The sequence below is a fragment of the Rhizobium sp. M1 genome, from assembly GCF_002531805.1.
GTDB classification, from domain to species: Bacteria; Pseudomonadota; Alphaproteobacteria; order Rhizobiales; family Rhizobiaceae; genus Rhizobium; species Rhizobium etli_C.
The window spans coordinates 1-1023 of the sequence record NZ_NWSW01000111.1 but is presented as its reverse complement, the minus strand read 5'-3'; the positions used below and the strand labels follow the sequence as shown (position 1 = coordinate 1023).

The 1023-nt window shown below is 57.5% G+C and carries 2 protein-coding genes; both read right to left on the bottom strand.

What is annotated here, in order from left to right; all coding sequences use genetic code 11:
* Positions 1-530: 530 nt before the first annotated feature.
* On the bottom strand, positions 531-848 hold the full coding sequence (gene fdxB / locus CO655_RS33170) for a ferredoxin III, nif-specific (protein ID WP_040111886.1): 318 nt from the start codon (positions 846-848) through the stop codon (positions 531-533).
* On the bottom strand, positions 845-1023 hold a 179-nt coding region (locus CO655_RS33165), incomplete at its 5' end, for a CCE_0567 family metalloprotein (protein WP_141514400.1). The genes fdxB and CO655_RS33165, both read right to left, overlap by 4 nt.

The window sequence follows — 1023 nt, the reverse complement described above, 5'->3', positions numbered from 1 at the left end:
GAGAAATGTCGACGGTTGCGCTGGGGACAAGGGAATTAGCATGTAATTCAACCGCGCTCAGGATCGTCCTGTGTCGGATCGTATTGAGCCTGCGGGGTGGAAAGTGGCGTTGCGGTCCTCGCCGCAAGTGCCTCCGTCAGCTGCGCACTGGTGCTTACCTTGACGGTCAGCTTGCGCGAGACATTGCGTGCAATTGCAGTGCCTTCTTTGCACCGGCCGTCATTGATTAGAACCGCCGCATCCGCGGATCAGGCATGGGACACGAACGGCACGATCTGTGGCGATCCAATCGCGGGGCATCTGCCTTGGCAACCGGATAAGTTCATCGCCGAGGGCGACGAGACAGCGATCGCCACTTCGCGCTTTTAAAAAAGTCCCATTGAAAGAAGCGACGAACTAGCCACCATCGCAGCGCTAACTTTGTGGATGGAATGCCACACGAAGTAACTACGTTCGTTCGTTTGCGCAGACGACGAGCAGCAGGAGACAACAAACAATCTGAAGGTAACAGCGTTGACTTGTTCGCGAGATCACGCAGTAACCTTGTCTGCCGCGACATGGATCTGACAGTTCTTCGGGCAGACGCGCGCGCAGGCGCCGCAACCAATGCAGCGGCCGGCCTCATCGACAACCATGATCATACGATTGAGCTCGCCATCGAAGTCTTCCTCCTCGTCGTCGCAGATGCCGAGGATTTCACCCGCTTCACCGACGCCATAGAGGTGCATGACTTCGCGAGAGCAGGCTTTGAAGCATCGGCCACAGCCGATGCAGGTTGTAGCATCGATGCAGGTCAGGTACTCCGGCACCCAGCTGGAGCCGTCGCGCGTGACGAAAGGGCCAGTCATCGTGAATTCTCCAATGCAGCGAGCTCTTCCTTCGCAGCGTTCAACTCGGCGAAGGCGTCGAACGTCTCTCCTGCAATGGTCTTGATTCTAGCCCAATTAATCGGAAGGTCCTCGGCAAGATCGTGCAACTCCATCTTCGCAGCGGCGGCGCGGGACTGCAGCTTGCGGACCTTCT